General features: G+C 69.8%; 27 protein-coding genes. 18 read left to right on the top strand and 9 right to left on the bottom strand.

The features are described 5' to 3' along the window. Nucleotides 1-240 precede the first annotated feature (240 nt). The 5 genes from G6048_RS03685 to G6048_RS03665 all read left to right on the top strand — a co-directional run bounded on the left by G6048_RS03685 (nt 241) and on the right by G6048_RS03665 (nt 4,902). Entirely contained in the window at nt 241-1,203 is a 963-nt protein-coding gene (locus tag G6048_RS03685; protein ID WP_165337960.1) for a carbohydrate ABC transporter permease, read from the top strand. Next, the gene (locus G6048_RS03680) at nt 1,200-2,081 is read left to right on the top strand and encodes a carbohydrate ABC transporter permease (RefSeq protein WP_165337959.1); all 882 of its coding nucleotides are present in this window, start codon (nt 1,200-1,202) and stop codon (nt 2,079-2,081) included. The genes G6048_RS03685 and G6048_RS03680 overlap by 4 nt, the downstream gene beginning before the upstream one ends. 105 nt (nt 2,082-2,186) lie before the next feature. After that, entirely contained in the window at nt 2,187-3,221 is a 1,035-nt protein-coding gene (locus G6048_RS03675) for a zinc-dependent alcohol dehydrogenase (protein ID WP_165337958.1), read from the top strand. Nucleotides 3,222-3,352: 131 nt separating this feature from the next. After that, on the top strand, nt 3,353-4,162 hold the full coding sequence (locus tag G6048_RS03670) for a DeoR/GlpR family DNA-binding transcription regulator (protein ID WP_165337957.1): 810 nt from the start codon (nt 3,353-3,355) through the stop codon (nt 4,160-4,162). Next, the gene (locus G6048_RS03665; protein WP_165337956.1) at nt 4,159-4,902 is read left to right on the top strand and encodes an HAD family hydrolase; all 744 of its coding nucleotides are present in this window, start codon (nt 4,159-4,161) and stop codon (nt 4,900-4,902) included. Before G6048_RS03670 ends, G6048_RS03665 begins: the two co-directional genes overlap by 4 nt. Nucleotides 4,903-4,935: 33 nt before the next feature. Here G6048_RS03665 and G6048_RS03660 read toward each other — a convergent pair whose 3' ends face one another. Beyond that, nucleotides 4,936-5,817 (bottom strand): helix-turn-helix domain-containing protein, encoded by an 882-nt coding sequence (locus G6048_RS03660; protein ID WP_165337955.1) that lies wholly within the window; start codon nt 5,815-5,817, stop codon nt 4,936-4,938. Between the two features lie 216 nt (nt 5,818-6,033). On the opposite strand from G6048_RS03660, the gene G6048_RS03655 reads away from it, so the two are divergent. The 3 genes from G6048_RS03655 to G6048_RS03645 all read left to right on the top strand — a co-directional run bounded on the left by G6048_RS03655 (nt 6,034) and on the right by G6048_RS03645 (nt 7,982). Next, the gene (locus G6048_RS03655) at nt 6,034-6,699 is read left to right on the top strand and encodes an SDR family NAD(P)-dependent oxidoreductase (RefSeq protein ID WP_165337954.1); all 666 of its coding nucleotides are present in this window, start codon (nt 6,034-6,036) and stop codon (nt 6,697-6,699) included. 22 nt (nt 6,700-6,721) lie between these two features. Beyond that, nucleotides 6,722-7,081 (top strand): cyclophilin-like fold protein, encoded by a 360-nt coding sequence (locus G6048_RS03650; RefSeq protein WP_165337953.1) that lies wholly within the window; start codon nt 6,722-6,724, stop codon nt 7,079-7,081. A 133-nt stretch (nt 7,082-7,214) separates the two neighbouring features. Then, on the top strand, nt 7,215-7,982 hold the full coding sequence (locus tag G6048_RS03645) for an SDR family NAD(P)-dependent oxidoreductase (RefSeq protein ID WP_165338010.1): 768 nt from the start codon (nt 7,215-7,217) through the stop codon (nt 7,980-7,982). 142 nt (nt 7,983-8,124) lie between these two features. Here G6048_RS03645 and G6048_RS03640 read toward each other — a convergent pair whose 3' ends face one another. The 6 genes from G6048_RS03640 to G6048_RS03615 all read right to left on the bottom strand — a co-directional run bounded on the left by G6048_RS03640 (nt 8,125) and on the right by G6048_RS03615 (nt 14,096). Further along, complete coding sequence (locus G6048_RS03640) at nt 8,125-9,258, bottom strand: branched-chain amino acid ABC transporter permease (RefSeq protein ID WP_206341123.1); 1,134 nt, start codon at nt 9,256-9,258, stop codon at nt 8,125-8,127. Between the two features lie 129 nt (nt 9,259-9,387). Next, nucleotides 9,388-10,248 (bottom strand): branched-chain amino acid ABC transporter permease, encoded by an 861-nt coding sequence (locus G6048_RS03635; protein ID WP_165337952.1) that lies wholly within the window; start codon nt 10,246-10,248, stop codon nt 9,388-9,390. After that, on the bottom strand, nt 10,245-11,132 hold the full coding sequence (locus G6048_RS03630; protein ID WP_328825664.1) for an ABC transporter ATP-binding protein: 888 nt from the start codon (nt 11,130-11,132) through the stop codon (nt 10,245-10,247). Before G6048_RS03630 ends, G6048_RS03635 begins: the two co-directional genes overlap by 4 nt. Next, complete coding sequence (locus G6048_RS03625) at nt 11,129-11,902, bottom strand: ABC transporter ATP-binding protein (protein WP_328825663.1); 774 nt, start codon at nt 11,900-11,902, stop codon at nt 11,129-11,131. The genes G6048_RS03630 and G6048_RS03625 overlap by 4 nt, the downstream gene beginning before the upstream one ends. Further along, the gene (locus G6048_RS03620) at nt 11,899-13,128 is read right to left on the bottom strand and encodes an ABC transporter substrate-binding protein (protein WP_165337951.1); all 1,230 of its coding nucleotides are present in this window, start codon (nt 13,126-13,128) and stop codon (nt 11,899-11,901) included. Before G6048_RS03620 ends, G6048_RS03625 begins: the two co-directional genes overlap by 4 nt. Nucleotides 13,129-13,463: 335 nt before the next feature. Continuing rightward, nucleotides 13,464-14,096: a TetR/AcrR family transcriptional regulator gene (locus G6048_RS03615; protein ID WP_165337950.1), complete on the bottom strand. Its 633-nt coding sequence runs from the start codon at nt 14,094-14,096 to the stop codon at nt 13,464-13,466. Nucleotides 14,097-14,234: 138 nt separating this feature from the next. Here G6048_RS03615 and G6048_RS03610 point away from each other — a divergent pair, with 138 nt between their 5' ends. From G6048_RS03610 to G6048_RS03585, 6 genes are all read left to right on the top strand, one after another. Further along, on the top strand, nt 14,235-15,182 hold the full coding sequence (locus G6048_RS03610; protein ID WP_165337949.1) for an MBL fold metallo-hydrolase: 948 nt from the start codon (nt 14,235-14,237) through the stop codon (nt 15,180-15,182). Between the two features lie 73 nt (nt 15,183-15,255). Next, complete coding sequence (locus G6048_RS03605; protein ID WP_165337948.1) at nt 15,256-15,405, top strand: hypothetical protein; 150 nt, start codon at nt 15,256-15,258, stop codon at nt 15,403-15,405. Next, complete coding sequence (locus tag G6048_RS03600; RefSeq protein WP_165337947.1) at nt 15,402-16,349, top strand: fumarylacetoacetate hydrolase family protein; 948 nt, start codon at nt 15,402-15,404, stop codon at nt 16,347-16,349. The genes G6048_RS03605 and G6048_RS03600 overlap by 4 nt, the downstream gene beginning before the upstream one ends. Nucleotides 16,350-16,551: 202 nt before the next feature. Then, the gene (locus G6048_RS03595) at nt 16,552-17,622 is read left to right on the top strand and encodes an aromatic ring-hydroxylating dioxygenase subunit alpha (protein WP_206341120.1); all 1,071 of its coding nucleotides are present in this window, start codon (nt 16,552-16,554) and stop codon (nt 17,620-17,622) included. Between the two features lie 244 nt (nt 17,623-17,866). Further along, on the top strand, nt 17,867-18,067 hold the full coding sequence (locus tag G6048_RS03590) for a hypothetical protein (protein WP_165337945.1): 201 nt from the start codon (nt 17,867-17,869) through the stop codon (nt 18,065-18,067). Then, nucleotides 18,064-19,008, top strand: coding sequence for a PDR/VanB family oxidoreductase (locus G6048_RS03585; protein WP_165337944.1), 945 nt, complete (start codon nt 18,064-18,066; stop codon nt 19,006-19,008). Before G6048_RS03590 ends, G6048_RS03585 begins: the two co-directional genes overlap by 4 nt. Here G6048_RS03585 and G6048_RS03580 read toward each other — a convergent pair. Continuing rightward, nucleotides 18,959-19,783, bottom strand: a complete 825-nt coding sequence (locus G6048_RS03580) for an IclR family transcriptional regulator domain-containing protein (RefSeq protein WP_165337943.1) — start codon at nt 19,781-19,783, stop codon at nt 18,959-18,961. The genes G6048_RS03585 and G6048_RS03580 overlap by 50 nt on opposite strands. Nucleotides 19,784-19,992: 209 nt before the next feature. On the opposite strand from G6048_RS03580, the gene G6048_RS03575 reads away from it, so the two are divergent. The 4 genes from G6048_RS03575 to G6048_RS03560 are packed head-to-tail and all read left to right on the top strand — an operon-like array spanning nt 19,993 to nt 23,352. Next, entirely contained in the window at nt 19,993-20,961 is a 969-nt protein-coding gene (locus tag G6048_RS03575; RefSeq protein ID WP_165337942.1) for an ABC transporter substrate-binding protein, read from the top strand. Beyond that, the gene (locus G6048_RS03570; protein WP_165337941.1) at nt 20,958-21,731 is read left to right on the top strand and encodes an ABC transporter permease; all 774 of its coding nucleotides are present in this window, start codon (nt 20,958-20,960) and stop codon (nt 21,729-21,731) included. Before G6048_RS03575 ends, G6048_RS03570 begins: the two co-directional genes overlap by 4 nt. Continuing rightward, a complete protein-coding gene (locus G6048_RS03565; RefSeq protein ID WP_165337940.1) occupies nt 21,728-22,507 on the top strand; it encodes an ABC transporter permease in 780 nt (259 codons plus the stop codon). Before G6048_RS03570 ends, G6048_RS03565 begins: the two co-directional genes overlap by 4 nt. A gap of 20 nt (nt 22,508-22,527) precedes the next feature. Then, nucleotides 22,528-23,352, top strand: a complete 825-nt coding sequence (locus G6048_RS03560) for an ABC transporter ATP-binding protein (RefSeq protein ID WP_165337939.1) — start codon at nt 22,528-22,530, stop codon at nt 23,350-23,352. Nucleotides 23,353-23,402: 50 nt separating this feature from the next. Here G6048_RS03560 and G6048_RS51285 read toward each other — a convergent pair whose 3' ends face one another. After that, nucleotides 23,403-25,403 carry an ABC transporter ATP-binding protein gene (locus G6048_RS51285; RefSeq protein ID WP_165337938.1) on the bottom strand — a complete coding sequence of 667 codons (2,001 nt, stop codon included), beginning with the start codon at nt 25,401-25,403 and terminating at the stop codon, nt 23,403-23,405. Between the last annotated feature and the right edge of the window lie 102 nt (nt 25,404-25,505).

Raw genomic sequence — 25,505 nt, 5'->3', positions numbered from 1 at the left:
CCGCCCATGGTCTTACGCAAGCTCCACAGACCTGACTTCCCGCCAGCCCGGCGGTAGACCCGGACGGCTTGGTTATCGCCGACCAGGCACTGCCGACCCTATCACCCGATCAGCACTACTCCTGACGCACGGTGACGAACGATCTTTCGCCCTGAGGGCGAAACCCCGCTCCCTGCCCTGCTCCGCAGGAGTCCGTTTCCTCCCCCGCCTGAACGCGGGGGTATCCACGGAGGGATCCCGATGACCACGCTCACCCATCCCCCCAAACCGACCACACGGCCGCCCGTCCGCCGGACGAAGCCCACGGCCCTCAGTAAATGGCGGCGTCGCTTCCCGCTGCTGCCCGCGCTGATCTTCACGATCGTCGTCACGCAGCTGCCGTTCGTGGCCACACTCGTGATCTCCACCTTCCAGTGGAACATCCTGCGACCTGACGAACGCCGCTTCACCGGCCTGTCCAACTACACGCTCGTCTTCACCGACGAGCGGCTGCGGCACGCGGTCCTCAACACAGTCGTCCTCACCGCGTCCGTCGTCGTTCTCAGCGTGCTGCTCGGCCTCGGTCTGGCCCTGCTGCTGGACCGTCGCTTCCGCGGCCGGGGCCTGGCGCGCACCCTGCTCATCGCCCCGTTCCTGGTGATGCCGGTCGCCGCCGCGCTGCTGTGGAAGCACGCGATCTACAACCCCGACTACGGGCTCCTCAACGGCACCCTCAACGCCGTATACCGGCTCTTCGGCGCCGAGAACGGCCCCACCGTCGACTGGATCTCCACCTTCCCCATGCCGGCCCTGGTGATCGCGCTGGTGTGGCAGTGGACGCCGTTCATGATGCTCATCCTGCTCGCCGGTCTGCAGGCCCAGCCCGGTGACGTCCTGGAGGCCGCCCGGGTCGACGGGGCCTCCGCGCTGCAGACCTTCCGGCACATCACGCTGCCGCACCTGCGGCAGTACATCGAGCTCGGGATCGTGCTCGGCTCCATCTTCGTCGTGCAGACCTTCGACGCCGTCTTCACCATCACCCAGGGCGGGCCCGGCTCCCAGACCACCAACCTTCCCTACGAGATCTACCTGACCATGTTCCGCAAGTTCGAGTACGGCCAGGCCGCGGCCGCCGGCGTCATCGTGGTGATCGGCTCGATCGTCATCGCCACCTTCGCCCTGCGGGTCGTCGCCTCCCTGTTCCGTGAGGAGGCGTCCCGATGAGCGCCCAGGCAACCGCGACCGTCGTACGACGTCCCCGCCGTCGGAAGCGGAACGACGACCCCGGACAGGCCCCGCGTCTGTCGCCCCTGTGGACCTTCGTCGCCTGGCTGGCCACCCTGGCCTTCTTCGCCCCGGTGGCCTGGATGGTGCTCACCGCCTTCCACCAGGAGGCCGACGCGGCGACCAACCCGCCCAGCCTCCTCGCGCCGCTCACGCTGGACCAGTTCTCGCTCCTGCTGGAGCGGGACATCACCCCGTACCTGCTCAACTCGGCCATGGCGAGCGTCTTTTCCACCCTGCTGGTCCTCGCCCTGGCGGTACCGGCGGCGTACGCGCTGTCCATCAAGCCGGTCGAGAAGTGGACCGACGTGATGTTCTTCTTCCTGTCCACGAAGTTCCTGCCGCTCATCGCCGCGCTGCTGCCGATCTACATGATCGTCAAGGACATCGGCATGCTGGACAACATCTGGACGCTCGTCCTGCTCTACACCGCGATGAACCTGCCGATCGCGGTGTGGATGATGCGGTCGTTCCTCGCCGAGGTGCCCAAGGAGATCCTGGAGGCCGCCGAGGTCGACGGCGCCGGACTGCCCACCGTGCTGCTGCGGGTCGTCGCGCCGGTCGCCATGCCGGGTCTGGCCGCCACCTCGCTGATCTGCTTCATCTTCAGCTGGAACGAGTTCATGTTCGCCGTCAACCTCACCGCGACCCAGGCGTCCCCCGCGCCGGTGTTCCTCGTCGGGTTCATCACCAACGAGGGCCTGTTCCTGGCCCGGCTGTGCGCGGCGGCCACGCTGGTCTCCCTGCCGGTCCTCATCGCCGGTTTCGCCGCCCAGGACAAGTTGGTGCGCGGGCTGTCCCTCGGAGCGGTCAAGTGAGGGCCGCCGCCGCGGACTTCATCGCCACCGCCATCCAGGACGCCCTCGGCGCCGCGGACCTCTTCGCCGCCGCCTGAACACCCCGACCGAACGGAACCCTCCCCCATGACCGAGCAGATCCGCCGCGTCCTCGTCCGCTCCCTCGACGACATCACCATCGAGCACGTGCCCGCCCCCGTACCCGGCGACGACGAACTCCTGGTGCGTACCACGGTCGTCGGTGTGTGCGGCTCAGACACCCATGCCGCGGCCGGCCACCACCCCTTCATCGACCTGCCCTACCGCCCCGGCCACGAGGCGGTGGGCGTCGTCGCCGCGGCGGGGAAGGGGGCCGAGGACTTCGCCCCCGGCGACCGGGTGATCATCGAACCGAACCTGTACTGCGGCCGGTGCGCCCAGTGCCGCTCCGGCCGCTACAACATCTGCCAGGAACTGAAGGTCTTCGGCTGCCAGACACCCGGCGCCATGGGCGACCTGTTCACCATCCCGGCCGACCGCGTCCACCGCGTCCCCGACGGCATGACCGCCCTCCAGGCCGCCCTCGTCGAGCCGCTGGCCACCCCCGTACATGCCGTGGCCAAGGCCGGTGACCTCACGGGCCGTACCGTCGTCGTCCTCGGCGCCGGCCCCATCGGACTGCTCACGCTCATCGCCGCCCGGCACGCGGGCGCCGCCCGGATCGTCGTCACCGACCTGCTGGAGGGCAAGCGGGCCAGGGCCCTGCGCCTCGGCGCCGACGCGGCCCTGCCCGCCGACGCCCCCGACCTGATCGACCAGGCCCACGCGGCGCTCGACGGCCCGGCCGACGTCATCTTCGACTGCGTGGCCCGCGAGCAGTCCATGGCCCAGGCCATCGGCCTGGTGACCAAGGGAGGCCACATCGTCGTGGTCGGCGTGGGCGCCGCCGGCACCACCGCGGTTCGCCTGGACCTGATCCAGGACCGGGAGATCCGCATCGAGGGCACGCTGATGTACACCAGCGAGGACTACCTCGCCGCCATGTCGCTCATCGAGTCGGACGCCGTCGACATCGCCGAGATCGTCACCGCCACCTACCCGCTCGAGGAAGCCGCCAAGGCGTTCGCCGCCTCCGTCGACCCGGAGCAGGTCAAGGTACTGGTCACCGTGGACGGCCCGTAGGTGTGCCCGCCCTGCGTACGACGTCGTCGGCGCCCCGGGCAGCCCTGGCAGCCGAGGACCGGACGGCCCCCGGCTGCCGGCGGCCCGTGTGCGAAACTGCGAGACCGGAGCCACCCGGAAGGAGGGGCGCAGTGACCGCCCGTACGCGACCGTCGCAGGCCGCCGTCGAGGAGCGCCGGCAGGCCGTCCTGCGTTACGTCGCCGAGCACGGCGAGACCCGCATCGACGATCTCGCCCGGCACTTCGACGTCAGCCTGATGACGATGCACCGGGATCTGGACGACCTCGCCGGGCGCCACCTGCTGCGCAAGGAGCGCGGACGCGCCGTCCCCTTCCCCGCCCTCACCATGGAGACCGCCACCCGCTTCCGGGAACACAGCGCCCTCGACGCCAAGCACGCGCTGTGCGCGGCCGTGGCCGACCGGATCAGGCCCGGCAGCACCCTGCTCATGGACGACTCGACCACGCTGTTCCCTCTGGTCCCGGCGCTGGCCCGGCTGGACCAGCTGCACGTCGTCACCAACTCCGTCGGCCTGGCACAGCGCCTCGGCTCCGCACCCGGCGTGAGCATCACCCTGCTCGGCGGCCGCTACCACGGCGACTTCAACTCCTGCACCGGTCCCGCCGTCACCCGCGCCCTGTCCCAACTCCGCGCCGACCTGGCCCTGATGTCCGCCACCGCCGTCCTGGAAGGCCGCCTCTTCCACCCCCTGAACGACTACGTCGAGGTCAAGCTGGCCATGCTCGCCTCCGCCGAACAGGCCCTGCTGCTGGTGGACCACTCCAAATTCGGCAAGACCGCCACGTACGCCTATGGCACCGCGGCCGACTACCACACCGTCATCACCGACACCGGCACCCCCGAACCAGAGCTCGCGGCCCTCCGAGACCTCGGAGTCGCCGCCGAGACCGTCACCCCCGAAGAGCAGCCCCTCCCGTGATACAGACCCTGTTCGAAACGCCCAGCGCCTACCGCCCCACCGACGCCGAGATGGCCGCCCCCGTGCCGCCGGTCGAAGCCGTGCTGTTCGACTTCAGCAACACCATCTTCCAGATGATCGACCTGGAGACCTGGCTGCGGCGCGTCGGCGCCGCCTCCGGCCGCCTCGCCCGACTGGACAGACCCGGCGCGCTGGCCGAGATCTCCCAACAGCTGCGCACCGCTTTCCAGTTGCCCTCCGTCGTCGCCCTCCAGCAGGGCCGGGACCTCTCCTCCGAACAGCACCGCCGCGCGATGCAGGGCTGGTGGGAGCAGGTGGACTTCCTGCGCGGCGTGGAGGAGGCGGCCTACCGGGAACTGACCGCGCCGGATGCGTGGATTCCGTACCCCGACACCGAAGCGGTGCTGCGCGCCCTGCGTGACCGCGGACTGCGCATCGGCATCGTCAGCGACTTCGCCTGGGACCTGCGCACGCACCTCGCCCACCACGGCCTGGAGTCCCTGTTCGACACCTGCGTCATCTCCTACGAGCAGGGCCGCGAGAAGCCCGACCCGCAGCTGTTCCTGAAGGCGTGCGCCGACCTCGGCACCGACCCCCGCGCCACACTGATGGTCGGCGACAATCCCGTACGTGACGGCGGCGCGACCGCCTGCGGCCTGCGGACGTACATTCTGCCCGCCGAACACCGCACCGGAGACCGCGGCTTGGCGGACACTCTCCGGCTGGTGGCCTCCCGCTGACCGCAAGCGCTTCTTCGCTACGTGCAACAACGATCAGCGAGGGGCAGAAGAGGCCGCCATGTTCTGGTCGGCGGCCCAGGAGGCGAGGATGCGCAGCCGCTCGTGGGTGGGAGAGTCGGGGGCGGCAGTCCAGACGGTGAGGTGCTGGTCGGGGTCGGTGTTGGCGGTGAGGGTGTCCCAGTCCAGGACGAGTTCTCCGACGACCGGATGGTTGAGGGTCTTCGTGCCCACGGTGCGGGCCGCCACCTTGTGATCGCCCCACCACTGGGCGAACTGCTGGTCCCGCGTGGACAGTTCACCGACCAGCTCGATCAGACGCGGTTCCTGGGGATACTTCGCCGCCTCCATCCGCAGCTGTGCCACGGCGATCTGCGCCGATGCCTTCCAGTCCGCGTACAGGCTGCGCATCGCCGGATCGGTGAAGATGAGCCGCGGGTAGTTGCGGTGCTTCTCCGGGATACGGGAGAAGTCGGTGACCAGCGCGGCCGCCAGCGCGTTCCACGCCAGGATGTCCCCGCGCCGCCCCTGCACGATGGCCGGGGTGGCGGTGAGATCGTCCAGCACGCGTTGCAGCTGTGGCTGAACCTTCTGCCTGCCATGGCGCCGGGTGCGGGTGGTGGTCTTGCCCGCGAGCTGGAAGAGGTAGCCGCGCTCGTCGTCGTCCAGGTGGAGGACGCGGGCGAGGGTGTCCAGCACGGGAGCGGACGCCTGCATACGGCCCTGCTCGAGCCGGGTGTAGTAGTCCGTGCTGATCGAGGCGAGCTGGGCGACCTCCTCGCGGCGCAGCCCGGCCACCCGGCGGGGCCCGCCCGTCTCCGGCAGCCCGACCGTACGCGGGCTCAGCTCCGAACGGCGCTTCTTGAGGAACTCTCCCAGCTCATTGAGGGGGACGTTGCTGGTCATGCTTCCCAGCATTTCATCGATCGCACCCGGGGAAGAGGGGAGAGTTTCCTCCCAGGATGTATCTCTCCCGGGACAGATCCCTCCGCTTTTCGCGCCTGCGCTCGCGGGGGAGGCTCGATTTCCAGCAGCCGTCCATTCCCCCGTTCCATTCCCCCGTTCCCTGCCCTGCTCCGTAGGAGCTCGATTCGTCCCCTGCTTGAAGGCGGGGGCATCCTGGAAGGAGACCAGGTGACCACTTTCGCGTTGGTCGGCGCCGGTGCCGGCCTCGGACTCGCCACCGCCCGCCGCTTCGGAAGCGCCGGCCACACCGTCGCCCTCATCTCCCGCAACAACCAGCACCTGGACGACCTCACGGCCGAGCTGACCCGCGACGGCATCCAGGCCCGCGGGTTCACCGCCGACGTGCTCGACATCGAGTCCCTGGATGCCGCCCTGTACGCGGCCGGAACCTCACTGGGGACCATCGAGATCCTCCAGTACAGCCCCGTGCCCCGAGGCGACTTCATGAAGCCGGTCCTCGACACCAGCGCCGACGACCTCGACGCCCCGCTCGGCTTCTCCGTCAAGGGTCCCGTCACCTGCGTGAACGCCGTCCTGCCCGGCATGCGGGAACTCGGCCGCGGCACCCTGCTGTTCGTCAACGGCTCCAGTGCCGTACGCCCCAACCCGAACGTCGCCGGCACCTCGGTCGCCTTCGCCGCCGAGAGCGCGTACGCCCGCATGCTCCACGACACCCTCGCCCCGGAGAACATCCACGCCGCGCAACTGATCATCCCCGGAGCCATCCGCCCCGACGCCGAGCACAGCAACCCCGAGGCCCTGGCCCAGCGCCTGTACGACATGCACGACAAGCGCGACGGCTTCCGGCACTACTCCGAGCCCCTCCCCGACTGAACCCCCTGACAGGTCCACCGCCATGAACATTCGCATCACCATCGACGGCACTCCGGTCGACGCGACACTCAACGACAGCCCGGCCGCCCGCGATTTCGCCGCCCAGCTCCCCCTCAACCTGAACCTGACCGACTTCCACGGGAACGAGAAGATCGCCGACCTGCCCCGCGGGCTGTCCACCTCCGGCGCCCCGAGCGGAGTCCATCCCCGTACTGGCGACCTCGCCTACTACGCCCCCTGGGGCAACCTCGCCCTCTTCTACCGCGACGGCTCGCCCAGCGCGGGCAAGGACCTCATCATCCTGGGCCACATGCCTGAAGGTGCCACCAAGCAGCTCGCCGACAACGCCGAGGTCGACGTCACCATCGAAGACGCCTCCTGACCCTGCCGCTCAAGCGGAGAGCGCGCGCATGCCTTACGCCTCCGGGCGCACCCCCCGGCATGCGGGCAGGCGCAACAACGAGACCCCGACCACAGAACAGTCCGCGGTGCAACCCGCGATGGGAGAGCACGACATGAACCCCACCTACGACTTCACCGGCCAGGTCGCCCTCGTCACCGGAGCCGGCTCCGGCATGGGCCTGGCCACCGCCCGCGCCTTCGCCGAGTCCGGAGCCGCCGTCGCCCTCACCGACATCGACGAAGCCGCCCTGAACGCAGCCGCGAAGGAGCTCACGGAGGCGGGCCACCGAGTCCTCGCCCTCACCTGCGACGTCAGCGACGAGGAGCAGGTCGCCGCCGCGGTCGACCGCACGGTCGAGACCTTCGGCCGACTCGACATGGCCTACAACAACGCCGGTATCCAGATCCCGGCGAGCGACGCCGCCGAGGAGCCCGCCGAGAGGTTCGACCGCGTCAACGCCATCAACCTCCGCGGTGTGTGGGCGTGCATGAAGCACGAGCTGCGGCACATGCGCACCCAGGGCGGCGGTGCCATCGTCAACTGCTCCTCCCTGGGCGGCCTCGTCGGCCTGCCCGGCCGCGCCTCCTACCACGCCTCCAAGCACGGAGTGATCGGCCTGACCACCAGCACGGCCCTCGAGTACGCCCCGCGCGGCATCCGTGTCAACGCCGTCTGCCCCGGCACCATCAACACGCCCATGGTCAGCGACATGATCGCCAAGGGCGAGCTCGACCTCGCCGAGGCCGAGGCCAACCAGCCCATCAACCGGCTCGGGACGGCCGAGGAGATCGCCCAGGCCGTCTTGTGGCTGTGCAGCCCCGGAGCCAGCTTCGTGGTCGGCGTCGCCCTCCCCGTCGACGGCGGCTACGTCGCCCGATAAGGCGACCCGTCATCGATGAGCCCGTATCGATGAGCATGAGCAGCACAACGGCCGTCGCAGGGCGCCCAACCCACCGGCGGCGGAGTCCCCTTCCCACGCTTGGAGGCTGCGCCCCGCTCTCCGAGGCACAGCCCCTACGGTGTTACGGCTCGGCCCGCTCGGCGGTCCCAGTTCCCGCACCTGCGTGTCCCGCGATGCGGCGCTGCTGCCACGCGTCACGCAGTGCGGGGACGATGCCGCGCGGCAGGAACAGCACGACGAGGATGAGAAGGGCCGCGTACACGGCGTAGTTGAGGATGCTGGGGGCGCTGGCGGGCATGCCCGGCCTGGAGCCCAGGTCGTTGAGGAACTGCACGATCAGGGTGATCGCGGTGGCGCCTAGGAGCGCGCCCCAGATGGTGCCGAGCCCGCCGACGACGGCCATCACCAGGAACTGGATGGACAGCAGGACCGGGAAGGACCCCGGGTTGATGTAGCCGATGAAGAAGGCGTAGATCCCTCCGGCGAGTCCGGCGAACGCGGCGGCCAGGGTGAACACGGCGAGTTTGTAGCGGGCCACCGGCACTCCGCTGGCGCTCGCCGCCGTCTCGCTGGTGGCCAGCGCACGCAGCCCGCGGCCGGCCCGTGAGGTGACGACGTTGCGGGCGACCAGGACGGTGACGGCCACGGCAGCCCAGGCCAGGTAGGCGTAGTGGATGTCCTCGCCGAGTTCCGTACCTCCGGCGGAGAGTCGTGGGATGCCCTGCAGACCGACCGAGCCACCGGCCCAGTCCGCCTCGCCGAGCAAGGAGATGAGGATGAGCTGCAGGGCGATGGTGGCGAAGGCCAGGTGGTGCCCTCGCAGCCGCAGCAGCGGTCCGCCGATGGCGGCGGCGAACAGGGCGGCGATCAGTGGCGCCGCGGCCAGCGCCAGCAGCGGCGGCGTGCCGTGGACGCTCAGCAGGCCGGCCGCGTAGGCGCCGATGGCGTAGAACGACGCCTGGCCGATGGAGACCTGGCCCGCGTAGCCCATGAGCAGGCTCAGCCCGACGGTGACCATGGCGGACAGGGCGAGCAGGATGTACACCGAGAGCTGGCTGGCGGTCAGCATCGGAGGCAGGGCGAGGGTCACGGCCACCGCCGCGCCGGCCGCGACGAGGCCGGCCCGCCTTCCCCGGCCGGCGAAACGGGCGCCGAGGGGCCCTCGGGCGTCCGACGGCTCGTTGTCCCCCGTGCCGCCCGCGCCGCCGGGGGGCTGGGAGGCGGCCCGTTCACGGCCGGAGGTGACGGCGCTCATATCGTGCTGCCTTTCTGGTGCGGCTCTGGTGCGGCGGATACGGATCGAGCACGGACGGGGTGGCCCATGCGTGCATACGCCCGGTGTACGCGGAGGGCAGCGGGCGTCCCACAGAGGACTGATGAGGCGTCATCCGGCCTCCGCCACGACGCTGTGGGTGCGGGCCGCCTGCCCGATCATCAGCGCCAGGACCAGCCCCAGCGCCACCACGGTCTGGTACGTGGCGCTTCCATAGCCCGCGACCATCGCCTCGGCCACACCGAGGAACAGCGCACCGGCCAGAGTGCGGCCGATGTGATGCATGGACCCGACGACCGCCGCCGCGAAACCGTTGATGATCAGCGCCACGTCGGAGTCGAAGGCCATCGAGTTCATGGGCGCCAGCAGAACGCCGGCCAGACCGCCGAGAGCGCCGCCGATGGCGAAGGCGATCAGCCCCATGCGGGTGACGGAGATCCCGACGACGCGGGCCGCGTACGGGTTGGAGGAGCACGCGGAGAGGGCCTTGCCGGCGTCGGTACGTCCGAACAGCCCGGCCAGCGCGGCGAATACGGCCGCGGTGACGCCGATGATGAGCAGGTAGTGGGTCTGGATACGGGCGCCGAACACGGTCACAGCGCCGGAGAGCCCCTCGGAGGACCGGCCCTGGTCCCCCCAGAGCATGACCTCCACGGCGTACGCCAGAATGCCAAGGCCCAGGGTGACCATCAGCGCGGCCTGCGGCGAGGTGCCCCGTCGGCCGATGGCGATCACGCCGACGAGTAGTCCCACGACGGCGGCGACGGCGACCCCGAGCACTTCGGAGAGCCCGTGCGGGAGGCCGGTGTCGAGGAGCGAGATGGCGGTCAGCGCCCCGACGACGGCGAAGGTGCCCTGGGCGAAGTTGACCACGCGCGTCACCCGGTGGATGAGCACCAGCCCGCTGCCGATCAGCGCGATGCCGCAGCCGGTGCCCAGTCCGGTGATGAGGTAGACGAGGAAGTCGCTCATTTCGCCTCCCGTGTCGCGGCCCGCGCGGCCTGGACGGCGGTGTCCTGGTTGCCCCGGGCGGTCCCGGCAGTGCCGGGCGTGGGTGCGGGGTCGGCCATGGCCCGATCGCGCGGACCCGGGTCGTGCGGACCCGGGTCGTCCTGAGCGTCCGGAGGGGCCGGGAGTGCCTGGGCCTCGCCGAGGTAGGCCCGGGCGATGTCGGGGCTGGCGGCCAGGTCGGCGCTGTCGCCCTCGGCGGCGATCCGTCCCGCTTCCAGGACGTAGGCGCGGCTGCACAGGTCCAGGGCGAGCCGCGCGTTCTGCTCGATGAGCACAACGGCCGTGCCCTGCTCCCGGTTGAGCTCGGTCAGGTGCTCGGCGAGGTCGGCGACGATGAGAGGCGCGAGGCCGAGCGACAGCTCGTCGATCACGAGGACCTCCGGCCGGCTCATCAGGGCGCGTCCGACGGCGACCATCTGCTGCTGGCCTCCCGACATCCCGCCCGCCTTCCGGTCGCGTACCCGCACCAGGTCGGGAAGGAGCTCGTAGACCCATGAGGTGTCGCGCTGCTTGCGGCGGCTCTCGCCGCGTCCGCGCAGCTGCCAGGCGCCCAGGCGCAGATTGTCGTCGACGGTGAGGTCGCCGAACATCTGCCGCCCCTCGGGTACCTGGGCGATCCTGGCCCGTACCTCCACGCTGCCGGAGGCCGGTGTCAGGATTCCGGTCAGGGTGTTGACCAGGGTGGACTTGCCGGCTCCGTTGGGCCCGACGAGGGCGACCATCTCACCGGGCGCGACACGCAGCGAGACGTTGTCGAGGGCGGTCGCCGCGCCGTAGCGGACCACCAGGTCGCGTACCTCGACGACATCGACGACATCGCTCCGGGGCGGTTGCGAGGCGTTCACGCGGCCGCCTCCGTGCCCAGATACGCGGTGACGACCCGCGGGTCGGTACGTATCTCGTCCGGTGTGCCCTCGGCGATGACCCTGCCCAGGTCCAGGACGGTGACGCGGTCGGCGAGGCGGCCGACGAGGGCGACATCGTGTTCGACGAGCATGATGGTGAGTCCGTCCGCACGCAGTTGCTCGATGAGGTCGGCGAGCCGGTCCCGCTCCGCGGCCCGCAGGCCGGAGGCGGGTTCGTCGAGGAGCAGCAGGGTGGGTTCCCCGCACAGGGCGCGGGCGACCTGGAGCGCGCGCTGCTGCCCGAGCGGCAGCAGCTCTGCGGGGCGGTCCGCCCAGGCCTCGAGCCCGACCCGCCGTACCGCCTCGCGTGCCCGCTCGGCGATCAGTCGTTCCTCCCGGCGGTGGCGCGGCAGCCTGAGTGCGGCTGCCGCGAACCCTGCGCCGGTGGTGGCGTGGGCGCCCACCATCGCGTTCTCCAGCACGCTCATCCCGTGGAAGGTGCGGGCGCCCTGGAAGACGATGGCGATCCCCAGGCGGGCTCTGTGGTGGGGCGACAGCCGGTCGATGCGTCGTCCGTCGAGCCGGATCTCACCCCGCTCGGCGGGCAGTTGACCGCTGACCAGGTTGAACAGGGTCGACTTGCCCGCCCCGTTGGGGCCGATGATCCCGAGGGCGCTCCCCCGTTCTACCGTCAGGTCGACGCCGTCCACGGCGTACACCCCGCCGAACGACCGTGACAGGCCGCTCACTTGGAGCAGGGGCTCGGTCACTTGGCCACCTTCTCCAACTCGCTCTTCGACCAGACGGTCGGCACGAACCTCCCGTCGGTGACGGCGTTGACCGAGATGTAGTCGGGGGACAGGCCCGAGTGGTCCTTCTCGCTGTAGCGGTAGGTGCCGTTCGGGGTGGCGAGCGTCAGCCCCTCCATCGCCTGCCGGATCTTCTCGTGGTCGGTGCTCTTCGCCTTCTCGATGGCGGCGGCCAGCAGCTGAACCCCGGTGTATCCGTCCTGCGCGAACTGCGGCGGCGGGTAGTTGTACTTCTGCGTAAACGGCTTGTTGACGGCCTCGATGGCCTTCTTCTGGGCTCCGTCCGGGAGCATGTCGCCGACCAGGCCGATGGAACTGGCGACGATGGCACCCTCGGCGGCCTTGCCGGCCGGGTCGAGCCACAGCTTGCTGGCCTGGGAGCCGGTGAAGGAGATCGGGATGTCCAGTCCCGAGGCGGCGTACTGCTTGGTGAGGACGACGGAGGCGGGGCCGGTCACCCACACCGCGAGCGCCTGGGCGTCGGTGCCCTTGACGTGCGTGAAGACGGCGCTGAAGTCGGACGCGGTGCTCTGGATCTCCTCGGTGGCGACGACCTTGATGCCGTACTCACCGGCCTTCGCCTTCATCGCCTTGTAGCCGGCGGTCGGATACGCGGTCTTGGTGTCGTAGGCCACGGCCAGCTTGCTGACGCCCTCCGACTTGTAGTACTGCAACAGCCGCTCGGCGTAGTCGGAGGCCAGGGCCGGTACGACGAAGACGTAGGGGTGGACGGGCGCCACCTGCTCGTCGGCCGGACTCAGGGAGATGTACGGGATCTCCGCCCGGTCCACCGCGGGCAGCGTGGCCAGCGCCGACCCTGCGGACGGTGAGCCGAGCACCGCGGTCACGCCCTGGTCCTTGAACGCGTTGAAGGCCAGTACGGACTGGTCGGGCAGGCTCTTGTCGTCCTTGACCGTCAGCTCCAGCTTCCGTCCGAGGACCCCGCCGTCCTTGTTGATCTGCTTGACCGCCAGTTCGGCGGCCTTGCGGCCCTCGGTTCCGAGGGTCTGGAGCTGACCGGTGAGCGAGGTGATCATGCCGATGTCGATCGGGCCGTCATCGGCGGAGGAGGACGCGGACGAACCACCTCCGCACGCTGTGACGGTGAGCGCCAGACCGATGGTGAGAGCGGCAAGGGGCGTACGAGGGCGCACGGGAACCTCCCGGATACGGAGCGGGAACGGCATGGGGAAAGGACACACGCACCCGGAGGACACCCGGCGTGCACGAAAACGATGCGCGAAGAGTCGTTCTGCGGGCCTTTGCGGCTTGCGGCCCGTTCGACGGGTTGAACTTAAGCCGCGCCCACATGACCGTCAACACATCAAGCAAATATTCTTGGACTCAAGTCCAAATGTACTCTCGAGTCCGCCGACAACCAGGACGAGACCGAGGCGCCGCAGGGCCGGCCACGAACCGGGTGGGGCCGCCGCCCGTCATCGACGGGACACCGACGAACGCACCGCCTGCGGGAGCTGCGGCCATGACGCCCCTGCGGCGCTCCCCCGCCTCTCCGCGCCGGTCACGGATGCGCGAGGATGCCCAGCAGGATGATGTCGAGCGCCCCATCGAGGCGGCCGGGCAGGTCGAACGGCGCCGGCTCCTCGCGGATCCAGCGCAGGACCGAGGAGAAGTAGCAGGACGCGAGCAAAGCACCGGCCTGCTCAGGGTCGACCCGCGACCGGATCTCTCCGCGCTGCCGCCCCTCCTCGACGATCTTCGCGAGTTCGGTTTCCAGGGAGGGGTCCTGAAGCAGGCGGCCGAAGCGTGCGGAGGCGTCCATCAGGACCGTGGTCTCCGCACGGGAGGCGACGTTGAGGTCGGCCATCTCCCCCAGGTAGCGGCGCAGCCGGTCGCCGACCGGCAGGTCCTCGGCGTGCTCCTGGCCGAGGATGACCGCGACCCGGGCCCGGCGGCGGACGCCCCACTCCTCCAGGAAGCCGACCTTCTGTGAGAAGTGGTTGAAGACGGTGGCTCGGGCGACGTCGGCGGACTCGGCGATCTGCTCCATGGTCGTCGCCTCGTAGCCCTGGGCGACGAACAGCCCCACTGCGGCGCTGTAGAGCTGGTCGCGCACCTGCTGTCGCTTCCGCTCGCGGCGCCCGAGGGGCGGGGCGTCCTGTGCGGGTGCGCCTCCCGCCTCAGAGATCGTCATGGGCCCAGTACAGCACAGGCGTACACAGGTATTGACCCTCCGCGAGCCACGTCTTTAGATTACGCCCCATGAATGGACTCAAGTCCATCGATGGATCTCAGTCTCGAATTTGCTGCTTCGGGACGTGGAGGAGGCAGCGTGGCTTCCGTACTTTCCCCAGTCGGCCGGATCGACCTCGGCCATGGCTGTCATGCGTGGGTACCGGGTGCGGCCGGATGGGGGATGAGCAACGCCGGGCTGGTCACCGGCCGGGGCGAGTCCCTGCTCGTCGACACCCTCTACGACCTGCGCCTCACCCGGGCCATGCTCGAGGGGCTGGCGCCGGTGACCGACGCCGCGCCCGTCTCGACCGTGGTCAACACCCATGGCAATGGCGACCACTGGTTCGGCAACCAGCTCGTGGCCCACGCCGAGATCATCGCGGCCCGCGGCTCGCTGACCGACATGCGGCAGGTGGGCCCGGCCGAGATGCGGGCACTGACCGGCGCGGACACTGCCGCGGGCCGGTTCGCCCGCCGGATCTTCGGCCGCTTCGACTACTCCGGCGTCCGGCCAGTGCTTCCGCACCGGGTCTTCGACGGCGAGACGGTCCTGGACATCGGCGGGACGGAGGTCCGTCTGATCGACGTGGGCCCCGCACACAGCGCCGGGGACACGATCGTCCATGTCCCGCGTGCGCGGACCGTCTACACCGGAGACATCGTGTTCGCCGGCTCCACACCCGTCATATGGCACGGCCCGTTCACCAACTGGCTCACCGCCTGCGACCTGCTCCTCGGCCTCGACGTGGACATCGTCGTGCCCGGCCACGGCCCGGTCACCACGAAGGAGGCGGTCCGCACCGTCCGCGACTATCTGTCGTACGTCCACGAAGAGGCCAGCGCCCGCTTCGGCGCGGGAATGCCCGCCGAGGCGGCCGGACGCGACATCAGTCTCGGACGCTTCGCCGACCTCGACGAGAGCGAACGCCTCGCCGTCAACGTGCACACCGTCTACCGCGAGCTCGACCCCTCGCTGCCCCCGCTCGACGGCCCCCAGCTCTTCGGCCGCATGGCCGACCTCGCCTGCCCCTGCCCCGGCCTCTGAGCCGCGTCAGCCCCGGGGTCCACTGCCTGGCCGTATCGCCTCGCTCTGCCCCCGGACCCGCCAAGGAGAAGACATGGTCACCAGCACCGTCCACGGCACACCCGCCGTACCTTCCGGCGGCCCGCCCGCCCGGCACACCGGCACCGTCAGCGCTCGATGCCCGGCGATCCGCCCCGCCTGGACCGGCCCCGCCCCGACCGAGGCGGAGGGGAGCGCGGCGTGAAGTTCGCGACCTTCGTGCACGACGGGAAGCGGCAGGCGGGAGTAGTCGCCAACGAACAGGTCCACCCCTTCGAGCACCCCGCCGAGCTGCTGGACCTGATCGTCGAGGGCGAGAAGTGCCTTCGCAGGGCGGGAGAACGCGCCCTGACCGGCTCACTGTCGGTACCCGTGGCCGACGTCCGGCTGCTGCCGCCGCTCCAGCCGCCCACCGTCCGCGACTACATGACCTTCGAGAGCCATGTCGCGGGTGTCGCCCGGGGATACGGTGACACCGTCCCCGAGGAGTGGTACGCGGCACCCGCGTTCTACTTCACCAACCCGTACGCGACGATCGGCGCCCATGACGACGTACCGGTGCCACCCGGCTGCCTCCGCTTCGACTTCGAACTGGAAGTGGCCGCCGTCATCGGCAAGGCCGGCCGGGACCTGACCCCCGAGCAGGCTCGGGAGCACATCATCGGCTACACGATCCTCAACGACTGGTCCGCCCGCGACCTCCAGGGCCGCGAGATGAAGGTCAAACTCGGTCCGGCCAAGGGCAAGGACACCGCCACCACGCTCGGCCCCTGGCTGGTCACCACCGACGAACTCGAACCCCACCGCAACGCGGAGGGCTTCCTCGACCTGGCCCTCACCGTCCAGGTCAACGGCGAGACGATCGGGCGGGACAGGCTGGCCAACATGGCCTGGACGTTCGAGGAGATGGCGGCGTACGCCTCCCGCGGCACATGGATCCGCCCCGGCGACGTCCTCGGCTCCGGTACCTGCGGCAACGGCGGCTGCCTGGCCGAACTCTGGGGCCGCGACGGAGAGTTCGAACCCCCGCCCCTCGCCCCCGGCGACACCGTCACCATGACCGTGGAGAGCATCGGCACCGTCAGCAACACCGTCATCGAGGGCGCCCACCCTGTCCCCCTACGTTCGGCTCGCCGACGGCTGCCATGACGTGGACGCCCCCATGGAGCGGGCGCCGGCTCCACCGGGGGTGGACACCGAGGCGTATCCGTCCAACCCCTGACCAGCCCTTTCACGGAAGTCCTTCCGCCTGGCAGAAGCCGCCTTGCGCACCCACCGCGGCCATCACGACTCTGAGTCCAATCACGGCACGCGGGGCGACGGCGCCCCGCCGACAGGGACGGGACCGCCCATGCCTCATATGACCGCTTTCGCCAGGAACCAGTGGTACGTCGCCGCCTACTCCCACGAGGTCAGCCGCGAGTTGCTCGGCCGTACGATCCTGGGGGAACCGCTCGTCTTCTACCGGACCGAGGAGGACGGGACGCCCGTCGTGCTGCACGACCGGTGTGTGCACCGCCGCTACCCGTTGTCCGAGGCCCCGACCCGGCTCGACGGCGACAAGATCGTGTGCGGCTACCACGGTTTCACGTACGACACCACCGGCACCTGTGTGTACGTGCCCGGGCAGAAGCGGGTGCCGCGGACCGCGCGCGTCGCCTCGTACCCCGTCGTCGAGCAGGACTCCCTGATCTGGGTGTGGATCGGCGACGCGGCCCTCGCCGACCCGCAGACCATCCCGCGGGCGAAGCACCTCGACTCCCCCGGCTGGACCACCGTCCGCGGCATGGAGCCGATCGACGCCGACTACGGGCTCCTCGTCGACAACCTCCTCGACCTCTCCCACGAGACGTACCTCCACGGCGGATACATCGGCACGCCTGAGGTCGCCGAGACGCCGATCACCACCGAGGTCGACGAGGGCGCGGGCATCGTGCGGGTGAGCCGGCACATGGACGACGCCGAATGCCCCCCGTTCTATGCCAAGTCGACCGGCATCACCGGCCGGATCAACCGCTGGCAGGACATCGAGTACCACGCGCCCTGCCTGTACCTGCTGCACAGCCGCGTCGCTCCGGTCGGTGTGCTGCCCGAGGCGGACGGCAGCGACCCGGGCGGCTTCCACACCGAAGTCACGTACTGCATCACGCCGTCCGGCGACGGCAAGGTGTACGACTTCTGGGCGGTCTCGCGCGACTGGGCGACGGAAGACGACGAGGTCACGGAGTTCCTGGCGGGCAACAACCGCACGGTCGTCATGCAGGACGTCACCGCCCTCAACCTGCTGCAGAAGACCCTCGGTACCGAGCGCCACGGCTACCAGGAGCTGAGCATCAACATCGACACCGGCGGCCTGGCCGCCCGCCGTATCCTCGCCCGGCTGGTCGAGGAGGGCGACAAGCCCATGGAGAAGGTTCATTGAATCCTCCCCCAGCCGAAGCAGGGGGATTCCTGGCTCACGCCGCCCGCGAGTCAGCGACCCGACAGGTCTTCCACGATCAACACCAGCTGGGTTGAAACCAGCCCGGGTTCGTACCGCAAAGCTTGGAGGTGCATGTGCTGTCTTGGCTCTCGATCAGCACGGCGTGCGCGCTTGGTTCTCGCAACGCACGGCAGTCAGCTTACCCGACCGTGTGGGCGGTCCGAGGCACCCTCGGAGGAACCAGGTGAGCAATCCCACCGGCGAGATCTACCGCATCGACTGGCTCCCGGGCACCGACGTCCTGCACGGCACCTGCCACTGCGGCGCCGAGCAGACCGCCCAGGACCCGATCGCGATGTGGGAGTGGATGCTCGGCCACCCCGAAGGCCACGCCCCTCAGGGCAAGGTCTCCCCAGGTAACGTCTCGCAAGGAAACGGCTCATGACCCCGTACGAAGCCGAACTCGTCGTCGACCGCCGGGACGTGGCGGCCGACGGCGTGCTCGCCCTCAGCCTCCGCCATCCGCTGGGCGAGGAACTCCCCGCCTGGGAGCCGGGCGCGCACATCGACGTGCTGCTCGCCCCTGACCTGGAGCGGCAGTACTCGCTGTGCGGCGACCCGGCCGACCGGCACACGTGGCGGATCGCGGTCCTCCGGGAGCCCGACGGGCGCGGCGGATCCGCCCATGTGCACGAGCAGTTGACGGCGGACGACAAGGTCCGCGTACGCGGCCCGCGCAACCACTTCGCCCTGGCGACCGCCCCCCGCTACCGCTTCATCGCCGGCGGCATCGGCATCACCCCGATCCTGCCGATGCTGGCCGCGGCCGAGGCGACGGGCGCCGAGTGGACGCTGCTGTACGGCGGGCGCACCCGCGACTCCATGGCGTTCACCGAGGAGTTGGCGCGGTACGGCGACAAGGTACGGATCGCTCCGCAGGACGAGACGGGACTGCTGGACCTGGACACGGCTCTCGCCGACCCGGCCTCGGACACGCTCATCTATTGCTGTGGCCCCGGCCCGCTCCTGGACGCGGTCGAGGCGCGGTGCGGGGTGTGGCCGAAGGGGGCGCTGCATGTCGAGCGCTTCGAGCCGAAGGCCCAAGAGCCGGGCGAGAACACCGAGTTCGAGGTCGTGCTCGAGCGGTCGGGCCACACACTGACCGTCCCCGCAGACGTCTCCGTGCTCGACACCGTACGAGCCGCCGGCGTCGAAGTGCTCTACTCCTGCACCGAGGGCACCTGCGGCACGTGCGAGACCGACGTCATCGAGGGCACCCCCGACCACCGTGACTCCGTCCTCACCGACGAGGAGCGGGAGGCCGGGGAGACCATGCTCATCTGTGTGTCCCGGTGTGCCGGGAAGCGTCTCGTGCTGGACCTGTGAGACCGGTGACCCGCAGGTCGGCCTCGATCCGGGCGACCGTGGCCAGCAGCGGGGGCAGCAGGTCACGGCGTACGGACTCGACCGAGTTGCGGGCGGCGTGCACGGGAACGTTGACCGCCGCCACGACCTCGCCGTCCCGGTCACGCACCGGGACGGCGACGGAACGCAGCCCCTCCTCCAGTTCCTGGTCGACGATCGCGTACCCCTGACGGCGTACCCGGCGCAGTTCGGCGCGCAGTGCTCCGGCCGAGGCGAGTGTGCGGGAGGTCAGCGGGCGCAGATCGGCGCGGGACAGCCGGGCGTCGATCTCCTCGTCCGGCAGATGCGCCAGGATCACGCGGCCGACCGACGTCACATGCGCCGGGAAGCGGGTGCCGACGGTGATCGTCGCGGTCATGATGCGCCGCGTGGGTACGCGCGCCACGTAGACGATGTCGTCGCCGTCGAGGACGCACAGGGACGACGACTCCCGTATCTGCGCGACGAGTTGATCCAGATGGGGCTCGGCGATCTCCGGCAGGGTGAAACTGGACAGGTACGAGTAGCCGAGTTCCAGGACGCGCGGGGTGAGCCGGAACATCCGCCCGTCCGTGTGGACGTATCCCAGGTCGACGAGCGTGAGCAGGAAGCGGCGGGCGGCGGCGCGGGTCAGTTCGCAGGAGCGTGCCACGTCGCTCAGGGTCAGTTCCGGATGTTCGGCGTCGAAGGCGCGGATGACCGCGAGGCCGCGCTCGAAGGACTGCACGAAGTGCGGGGCGCGGGCTTCAGCGGGCATGTTCGCCTCCACGAGGACGCACGGGCGTGCGTTCTGTACGCACGAGGGTGCGCTGTGCGCACGCTAGGAGCACGCTTCGGCAACTGTCAACGACTCGCACGTCTCAAGCATTGACCATCTTGATGCAGGCGTTCTACGTTCGCGGCTGAGCACTACTGTGCGGTGTGCGCACAGCCCGCCCTCCCGGCACTGTCCCATTAGGGGGAGTCATGCGTCGTCTGCTCATCGGCCTGACGGTCTCAGCGGTGTTCGTCACCGCGTCGGCCTGTGGCTCGTCCAATTCCAGCGATTCGGCCGGGGACACCGCGGCCGACGGCACCACCACCGTCAAGGTCGGGATCATTCCCATCCTGGACGTCGCCCCCGTCTATCTGGGCCAGAAGAAGGGCTTCTACAAGAAGCGCGGCCTCAAGCTGGAGCTGACGCCAGCCCAGGGCGGGGCCGCGATCGTGCCCGGTGTCCTCAACAACGAGTTCCAGTTCGGCTTCAGCAACACGACGTCCCTGCTGGTCGCCCAGTCCAAGAAGGTGCCCGTCAAGGTCGTGGCGAACGGTGTCGCCTCCACCGCCGAGGAAGGTGCCGACTTCATGGGCACCACGGTGAAGAAGGGCAGCCCGATCAAGTCCCCCAAGCAGCTGGAGGGCAAGAAGGTCGCGGTCAACTCGCTGAACAACATCTGCGACACCTCGATCAAGGAGTCGGTCCGCAAGGACGGCGGCGACGCCTCCAAGCTCAAGTTCGTCGAGATGCCCTTCGACCAGATGCCCGCCGCACTCGAGAACGACGATGTCGACGCCGCCTGCACGCCGGAGCCCGCACTCTCCACCGTCAAGGAAGCGGGCGGCACAGCCATCGCGGCGAGCTTCTACGACGTGGACCCGAACCTCACCGTGGCCATGTACTTCACCTCCCAGCAGTACGCGAAGCAGAACCCGGAGCTGGTGAAGAAGTTCCAGGAGGCCACCGCCGAGTCCCTCGAGTACGCCGACAGCCACCCGGACGAGGTCCGCGAGATCGTCGCCACGTACACGAAGATCCCGCCGACCCTGCTGGAGAAGCTGACCCTCCCCCACTGGCCGGCCGAGCCGAACCGCGCCTCCATCGAGCGGCTGGCCGAACTGGCAAAGCAGGACGGCCAGTTGAAGGAAGACCCCGACCTGGACGCGCTACTGCCGTGAAAGCCGAAACCGCCCTGCTGGGCACGGCCGGATTCGCGGGCTTCCTCGTCCTGTGCGAGGCGGTCCCGCGAACCGGCATCCTCTCCGAGGACTACTTCCCCCCGGTCACCCGCATCGCCGACGCGCTGGTCACCGAGCTCGGCGACCAGGCGTTCTGGACCGCGCTCGGGGACACGCTCACCGGCTGGGCACTGGGCCTCGCGATCGCGGTGACCGCCGGAATCCTCGCGGGCGTGCTGATCGCGGTCACGCCGTACCTGCGCGAGGCGACCGCCTCCACGATCGAGTTCCTGCGCCCGATCCCGTCGGTCGCACTGATCCCGCTCGCGGTGCTGCTCTACGGCACGGAGCTGCAGTCGGTGCTCCTGTTGGTGGTGTACGCCTCGTTCTGGCAGGTGCTGATCCAGACGCTGTACGGCGTCCAGGACGTCGACCCGGTCGCCGACGAGACGGCCCGCTCGTACGGCCTGGGCACCTGGGCCCGGGTCCGCCACGTCCTGTGGCCCACGGCCCTGCCGTACATCATGACGGGTGTGCGGCTGGCCGCCGCGGTCGCCCTCATCCTGGCGGTGACCGCCGAACTGGTCATCGGCGCCCCGGGCTTGGGCCGACGTATCGCCGTCGCCCAGAGCTCACAGGCGGTGCCGGACATGTACGCGCTGGTGGTCGTCACCGGCGTACTCGGCCTGCTGATCAACGTGGGCGCACGCACGGTGGAACGCCGCGCGCTGGCCTGGCACCAGTCGGTACGCGGGGAGGTGGCGGTGTGAAAAACCTGGCTCTCCGCCTCTTCTTCGTCCTGGCGCTGCCCCTGATCCTGGTGATCGCCTGGTGGTTCGCCTCCGACAGCAGCACGGACGTGTACTGGCCGCCGCTGCACACGATCCTCACCACGTTCCCGGACGTGTGGACGGGTGAGCGGCTGAGCGACGACGTCCTGCCCAGTCTGCTGCGCCTGCTGGCCGGTTACACGGCGGCGGCCGTCGTGGGCGTCGCGCTGGGCACGGTCATCGGCTCGTACCGCCGAGTCCGGGCCGTGTGCGAACCGGTCCTGGAGTTCCTGCGGGCGGTGCCGCCGCCCGTGCTCGTCCCGGTCATCATGCTGTTCGCGGGCATCGGCGACACGATGAAGATCGCCGTGATCGCGAGCGGCTGTGTGTGGCCGATCCTGCTGAACACGGTCGAGGGCGTACGGGCGGTGGACTCGGTGATGTCCGAGACGGCCCGCTCGTACGGCATCACGGGCTCCGCCCGCCTGCGTCACGTGGTCCTGCGGTCGGCGAGCCCGCAGATCTTCGCGGGGCTGCGGCAGGCGCTGTCCATCGGCATCATCCTGATGGTCATCAGCGAGATGTTCGCCGCCAGCAACGGGCTCGGCTTCACCATCGTCCAGTTCCAGCGCAACTTCGCCATCCCCGACATGTGGACCGGCATCCTGCTGCTCGGCCTCCTGGGCTTCGTTCTCTCCGTCCTCTTCCGACTGGTCGAGCGACAGGTGCTCGGCTGGTACCACGGTCTGCGCGACACCTCCCGGCGGTCGTCGTGACGCTTGCGAAAGGGCAGTCCATGCTGGACGTACGAGGCCTGAAGAAGGTCTACGAGGGTTCCGGTCGCCGCGTGGAAGCGGTGCGCGACCTCACGTTCACCGTCGACGCGGGCGAACTCGTCTGCCTGGTCGGGCCGTCGGGCTGCGGCAAGACGACGCTGCTGAAGTGCATGGGCGGACTGCTGACGCCCACCTCGGGCGAAGTCCTGCTGGGCGGTCGCCCAGTGAGCGGCCCGCCGCCCGGGATGGCGTTCGTCTTCCAGGAGTACGGGCGCAGCCTCTTCCCCTGGATGCGGGTGCGGGACAACGTCGAACTCCCCCTGAAACAGAAGAAGTTGAGCCCGTCGCGGCGGCGCGAGCTGGTCGCCGACGCCCTGGAGTCGGTCGGTCTCACCGACGCCGCGGGCGCCTACCCGTGGCAGCTGTCGGGCGGTATGCAGCAACGGGTGGCGATCGCCCGCGCGCTGGCATACGAGCCGGATGTCCTGCTCATGGACGAGCCGTTCGCGGCGGTCGACGCCCAGACGCGCGCCGACCTGGAGGACCTGGTGCGGGGCCTGTGGCAACAGCGGGGCATCACGATCCTCTTCGTGACCCACGACATCGACGAGGCGGTGTACCTCGGCGAGCGGGTCCTGATCCTCTCCACCTCCCCGACCGTCGTCCAGGAGCAGCTGAAGGTCGATCTGCCCGCCGAGCGCGACCAGTTGCACACCCGGGTGGCCCCACGCTTCGCCGAGCTGCGAACGCACGTGTACGAGCAGATCCAGGCGGCGAAGCGCGGCAAGGCGGCGGACCTGGAGGACGTGAAGGACATGAAGGCGGACGCGCCTCCAACTCACTGAAACCTGAACGCGCCCCGTGAGGGGCACGAAGCTGTGACATGCCCTGTCGGTCACCTGGCCCAGGGCGGTAGCGGTCCGTCACCCTGCTGGGATTCCGCCCCCATGTGGGGATTGAGCACGTCATCACGGTTGGCGGCCTGGAGCTGGTACATCTGCGCGTATCTGCCGCCCAGCCGCATCAGGTGCTCGTGCGTGCCGGCCTCGACGACCTGTCCGGAGTCCAGCACGTAGATGCGGTCGGCCGAGCGCACCGACAGCAGGCGGTGAGTGATCAGCAGGACCGTCCGGCCGACGAAGAGTTCCCGCATGCCCTCGTACAGCTCGTGTTCGGCGCGGGCATCGAGGGATGCGGTCGGCTCGTCGAGTACGACCAGGGGTGCGGCGCGGAAGAAGGCGCGGGCCAGCGCGATGCGTTGCCACTGCCCGCCGGAGATGTCGGTGCTGCCGGAGAAGATGGTCCCGAGGACGGTGTCGTACCCCTGAGGCAGATCGGCGATGAACTGGTCGGCGCGGGCCTGCGCGGCGGCCATCATGATCGCTTCGCGGTCGTCGATCTGGTTCACCCGGCCCACGCCGATGTTGTCGGCGACGGAGAACAGGTAACGGCCGAAGTCCTGCATCAGGACCGCGATGGATTCGCGTATCTCCTCGGGATCCACCGTGGCCAGATCGCAGTAGTCCCACCAGACGCACCCCTGCTGGGGTGAGTAGAGATTGCACACGAGTTTGGCCAGCGTGGTCTTGCCCGATCCGTTCTCACCCACCAGTGCGACGATTTCGCCGCGGTTCAGCCTCATCGACACCTCGCTGATCGCCGGCCGGTCCGCTGCGGGGTAGGTGAAGGTCACGTTGTCCACGTAGATGGTGGTGAAGTCGCGCGGCGCCGGACGGAGGGCGGACCGGCGACGCTCCAGGCCGGGCAGGAGTGCCCGGAAGGCCCGGTAGTCCTCCAGGAACACGGCACTGTCATAGAGCTGACTGACCGTCAGCCCCATGCCGCCCAGTGCGCCTCCCAACTGCATGACGACGAAGACGGCGGAGCCGGCGGCAGCCGGCGAGATGCTGCCGCGCAGGGCCAGCGCCGCGACGGTACCGATCCCGGCCGTCAGCACGGCCCCGGCCGCCAGGGCGCCGAACAGCTGGCCCGGCAGTGCCCGGACCGCGAGGTGCTTCAGTGCCGTGTATCGCTGCACGAACAGCCGCTGGCTGAGTTCCCGCAGGTATCCGGCCAGTCCGTAGGCCTGCACCTCGACGGCCGAGCGGCGGCTCATCAGCAGACCGCGCAGATAGACGCGCCGATGCTCGTGCTCGCTGAGCGTCACGGTCAGCTGGTACGCCCGGCGGGACGACGCGGCGTTGGCCCACAACAGCGGGATGACAGCGAGGAACAGCAGGGGAACCAGGGGCGGAAACACCGCGAGCAACACCGCGGAGAGACTCACCACGGAGCTGACCGAGCCGATCAGCGCGAGCAGGCTGTTGGATATCTGCGTCGGCCGGGTACTGGCACCCTTCGCACGCTCCATTCGATTGTGGAACTCGGGCCGGTCGAACTCCGCCGGGTCGGCCTCGACCGCCACGTCCAGCAGCCGTTCGAAGGTGTACCAGGTCACCCGCTGTGTCAGCAGCAACCGCAGGTTCGCCTGGAGCAGTTGAGTGGCCTGGGTGAGCACCAGCACGCCGGCCAGTACACCGAGTTCGGTCGAGAGCCGGGAGACCAGGCCGGGCAGCGACAGGGAGGCCGCGCTCGCGTCGGGCACCACGAGACGGCCGACGATCCGGCCCAGCAGCGTGAGAAGCGCCGCCTGCCCGACCGCGTTGAGGATCTGCAGTAGCACGAGGACGGCGGTCAGTGCCGGAGCGGCCCGCATGAGCAGCCCCAGGGAACTGGCCATGACAGCCGGCAGTCGGCCGATCCGCACGCGCGTCCCGGAGTCTCCGGCAGCCGAGCCCGGGGAGGGTGCGCCCTTGGCCGTCCGCGCCCTCCCCGCCCTGCCGTCGTCGTACGCCTGCCGGCGGCGGCGCCCGGATCGATGCCGTCCGGGACTCACCGGGACCACTCCCCGCCAGTGCGGTGCTCCCCGTGCTCAGGGACGGCAACCCGCGGCCCAGGGGCGGAAGTCCACGCCGCTGTCAGTCCGGCCATACCGCCT

Source organism: Streptomyces ureilyticus (genome assembly GCF_011045025.1).
Lineage (GTDB): Bacteria > Actinomycetota > Actinomycetes > Streptomycetales > Streptomycetaceae > Streptomyces > Streptomyces ureilyticus.
This window is presented reverse-complemented; position numbering and strand designations above follow the sequence as displayed.